The organism is Acetatifactor sp. (assembly GCF_982438285.1).
The window spans coordinates 1-3,943 of sequence record NZ_CEWDFQ010000293.1 but is presented as its reverse complement, the minus strand read 5'-3'; the positions used below and the strand labels follow the sequence as shown (position 1 = coordinate 3,943).

Genomic DNA, 3,943 nt, shown 5'->3' with positions numbered 1-3,943 from the left:
GGCCAAGGCTGCAGGCTTTGAAAACTTAAAGGGACACAGGACAGTGGGCGGCATGCGCGCCAGCATCTACAACGCTATGCCTATCGAGGGCGTGGAAAAGCTGGTTGCGTTTATGAAGAAATTTGAAGCGGAAAATGCAAAGGAGAGTTAAAATGTTTTATATTAATTGTCTGAATCCTATTTCGCAGATGGGTCTGCAGAATCTGACGGAAGGATATGAGCTGTGCAGTGATGCAAAGGACGCTCAGGGTATTTTGGTAAGAAGCGCGTCCATGCACGAAATGGAGCTGCCCCCAGGACTCCTTGCAGTGGCAAGGGCGGGCGCAGGCGTCAACAACATCCCTCTTGATAAATGTGCCGAAAAGGGCATCGTGGTATTTAATACCCCCGGCGCAAATGCAAACGGCGTAAAGGAGCTTGTGCTTGCAGGCATGCTTCTGGCGGCCAGAGATGTGGTTGGAGGCATCGAATGGGTGAAATCGGCAAAGGACGATGAGAATATTGCCAAGGCTGCGGAAAAGGAGAAAAAGCATTTTGCCGGGACTGAGATTCTGGGCAAAAAGCTGGGCGTCATCGGCCTTGGAGCCATCGGCGTAAAGGTGGCCAACGCTGCGGTTCATCTTGGCATGGAGGTATATGGGTATGACCCTTATGTGTCTGTGAATGCGGCCTGGAATCTGAGCAGAGACGTGAAGCATGTGTTTAACGTGGATGACATTTACGCCCAGTGCGATTACATTACCATCCATGTGCCCCTCCTGGACTCTACCAGAGGAATGATAGACAAAGAGGCTATGAGCAAAATGAAGGATGGCGTGGTGATCCTGAATTTTGCCAGAGACCTGCTTGTAAAGGAAGAGGATGTGCTGGAGGGCATTGAGAGCGGGAAAATATACAGGTATGTGTCCGACTTCCCCAATACGGTCACAGCAGGAAAGAAGGGCTGCATTGTGATCCCACATCTGGGCGCAAGCACGGAGGAGTCCGAGGACAACTGTGCAAAGATGGCTGTGGAGGAGCTGAAGGATTATCTGGAAAACGGAAACATCAAAAACAGCGTGAATTATCCTGCCTGCGACATGGGTGTGTGCACAAAGGCGGGAAGAGTGGCTATTTTCCACAAGAATATTGCAAATATGATTACGAAATTTACGGCGGCCTTTGGAGATAAGGGGATCAATATCAGCGATATGATCAACAAATCCAGAGGAGAGGTGGCTTACACCATGCTGGATGTAGAGGCAGCGCCCACCCAGGAAATTGTAAATACTCTGGAAAATCTGGAGGGTGTATTCAGAGTGAGAATCGTGAGAGGCTGAGTGCGCGCCTTAAGGCGTACACAAAAAAAGGCCGTCAGGCAGCTCCTTGAGAGTGTGCCTGACGGCCTTTTTCATGAAGTATTTCAGCTGCATGCCATTAGCTCAGCGATATAAAAGAGGAGCCCCGTCGCCCTCATTTAAGTCCCGCAGCTCATCCCTGAGCTTTTGATCGGAGAGACAGGAGGCCTCGCTTTGAATATCCATATACAGAATAAAGAAATCCTCCAGACTCATTTCCATTTCTGCAGAGATGGTCTCCATGATGGGCCGCAGCTTGTCCAGCTGAACGGAAACCTGTACCTTCTGAGGATCGATATCGGCCATTACCTCCTCTGCGTAAGCGTTGATTCTCTCTAATATTTTTCTATGCTCGTCTGTCATGTTTTCCTCATTTCCGCGCGGTTTTCGCCGCGCATTTTCTTCCCTGAAAACATTTTAGCACCGGATGCTTGTTATGTATAGTTTTATTTGATAAAATAAAAATAAACAATTTTAAGAAAAGAGGATGGAGGCTATGGCTGAGATCAAGCCCTTTCGGGCATACCGTCCCAGGGCGGACCTGGCAGGCAGGATAGCTGCGCTGCCCTATGATGTGTACAACAGAGAGGAAGCCTGCAGAGAGGTGGAGAAGAATCCCGATTCTTTTCTGGCTATTGACAGGGCGGAGACCGGGTTTGGCCCGGAGGTGGACACCTGCGACCCAAGGGTATATAAAAGGGCCGCCGAGCTTCTTTGGAGCCAGATACAGGAGGGGCGTTTTGTGCAGGAGGAAACGCCTTGTTATTATTTGTACGAGCAGATTATGGATGGCGCATCACAGACCGGAATCGTAGCCTGCGCTTCCATAGACGATTACAGCACAGGAGTGATCAAAAAGCACGAAAATACCAGAGCGGAAAAGGAGAAGGACCGCATCTGCCATGTGGATGCCTGCAATATGCAGACAGGCCCTATTTTCCTTACATACCGGGCGAACGACACCTTAAGGGAAATTGTGGCTTCAGCAAAAGAAAGCGAACCGGTGTATGATTTCACCGCCCCCGATGGGGTTGTTCACAGAGTATGGGTGATTTCTGAGAAAAAGAAGATTGCGGAGATAAAAAAGACCTTTGCTGCGATTCCCAGCCTGTATATTGCGGATGGACATCACAGGTGCGCTTCTGCGGTGAGAGTGGGGCAGATGCGCAGGCAGGCCCATCCGGATTTTACGGGGCAGGAGGAATATAATTATTTTCTCTCCGTGCTTTTCCCGGATGATGAGCTGCATATTCTGGATTACAACCGCGTGGTGAAGGACTTAAACGGACTTGAGCCGGAAGACTTCTTAAAAAAACTGACGGAAGGCTTTACGGTGAAAAAATGGGGGAAAACTCCTTGTAAGCCGGACAAAAAAGGAAGCTTTGGCATGTATCTGGAAGGAGAGTGGTATCTGCTTACGGCAAAGGAGGCTGTAAAAAGCAAGGATGCGGTGGCGGGATTGGACGTATCCATTCTGCAGGACCATGTGCTGGGACCGATTTTGGGCATACAGGATCCGAAAACTGACAAACGCATTGATTTTGTGGGCGGTATCAGAGGGCTTGGGGAGCTGGAGCGGAGAGTGCATACGGACATGAAGGCAGCCTTTTCCCTGTATCCCACCTCCATAGAAGAGCTGTTTGCAGTGGCGGACGCAGGAAGGCTTATGCCGCCCAAGTCCACCTGGTTTGAGCCCAAGCTCAGAAGCGGCCTGTTTTTGCATGATCTGGAAATTCGATAAGGGAAGGGAGACTCTTATGACAAACAAATTATATAAATTGATGAACTGGCCCAAAATAGAGGAGATCATTTATTCAGAGAGCGATAATCCGCACGCACTGTTAGGACCTCACAAGGCTGGGGGACAGACGCTGGTACAGGCATATTTCCCGGGGGCCAAGGAGGTGTTTCTCCAGCTGGACGAAGAACCGGCAGGAGAAGAAAAAGAGGCCGGGGGCTGTGATATCGCCATGGAAACAGCAGATGAGGATGGTTATTTTGCTGTGCTGCTTCCCGAAAAGCAGCTTAAAGCATATCAATATCTGGTTATCTATGGAAACGGCGTCAGTGTCACCCGAAAAGACCCCTATAGACATAGTCCTGTGATTACAAAAAGCGATACGGAAAAATTCAAAAACGGCATTCACTATACCATCTATGAAAAGCTGGGGGCTCACCCCATGGAGCATGAGGGAGAAAGAGGCACTTATTTTGCAGTCTGGGCGCCCAATGCCCTCCGCGTCAGCGTTGTGGGGGATTTCAATCAGTGGGACGGCCGCGTCCATCAGATGAGAAGGCTTTGGGATTCCGGAATTTTCGAGCTGTTTGTGCCGGACGCCAAGGCTGGGGACAATTATAAATTTGAGCTTAAGCTGAAAGGGGGACTCACCTATTTGAAGGCGGACCCCTACGGGAACGCTGCCCAGAAAAGACCGGAGACGGCGTCGGTGATCGCTGACCTGAATGGGTTCGTCTGGGAGGATGAGGCCTTTCTCAAAAACAGGGCAAAATTCCAGACAGGCAATGTGCCTGTGAGCGTATACGAAATGTATCTTGGTTCCTTTGTAGATCCCAAGGAGGGGGAGGACTACGCAAATTACAGGGAT

4 protein-coding genes and 1 pseudogene are annotated in these 3,943 nt (G+C 49.9%); 4 read left to right on the top strand and 1 reads right to left on the bottom strand.

Annotation, left to right across the window (positions count from 1 at the left end):
- A pseudogene (locus AC1WIP_RS12655) lies at positions 1–151 on the top strand (3-phosphoserine/phosphohydroxythreonine aminotransferase); the annotation flags it as partial.
- A 1-nt stretch (position 152) separates the two neighbouring features.
- The gene (locus AC1WIP_RS12650; protein WP_481142167.1) at positions 153–1,319 is read left to right on the top strand and encodes a phosphoglycerate dehydrogenase; all 1,167 of its coding nucleotides are present in this window, start codon (positions 153–155) and stop codon (positions 1,317–1,319) included.
- 102 nt (positions 1,320–1,421) lie between these two features.
- On the opposite strand, the gene AC1WIP_RS12645 is transcribed toward AC1WIP_RS12650, so the two are convergent.
- On the bottom strand, positions 1,422–1,700 hold the full coding sequence (locus AC1WIP_RS12645) for a hypothetical protein (RefSeq protein WP_481142166.1): 279 nt from the start codon (positions 1,698–1,700) through the stop codon (positions 1,422–1,424).
- A gap of 133 nt (positions 1,701–1,833) precedes the next feature.
- Between AC1WIP_RS12645 and AC1WIP_RS12640 the strand changes: the two genes are divergently transcribed.
- Positions 1,834–3,078: a DUF1015 domain-containing protein gene (locus AC1WIP_RS12640; RefSeq protein WP_481142165.1), complete on the top strand. Its 1,245-nt coding sequence runs from the start codon at positions 1,834–1,836 to the stop codon at positions 3,076–3,078.
- A gap of 16 nt (positions 3,079–3,094) precedes the next feature.
- Positions 3,095–3,943, top strand: an 849-nt coding sequence (locus AC1WIP_RS12635) for a GlgB N-terminal domain-containing protein (protein ID WP_481142164.1), incomplete at its 3' end; no start/stop codon positions are given.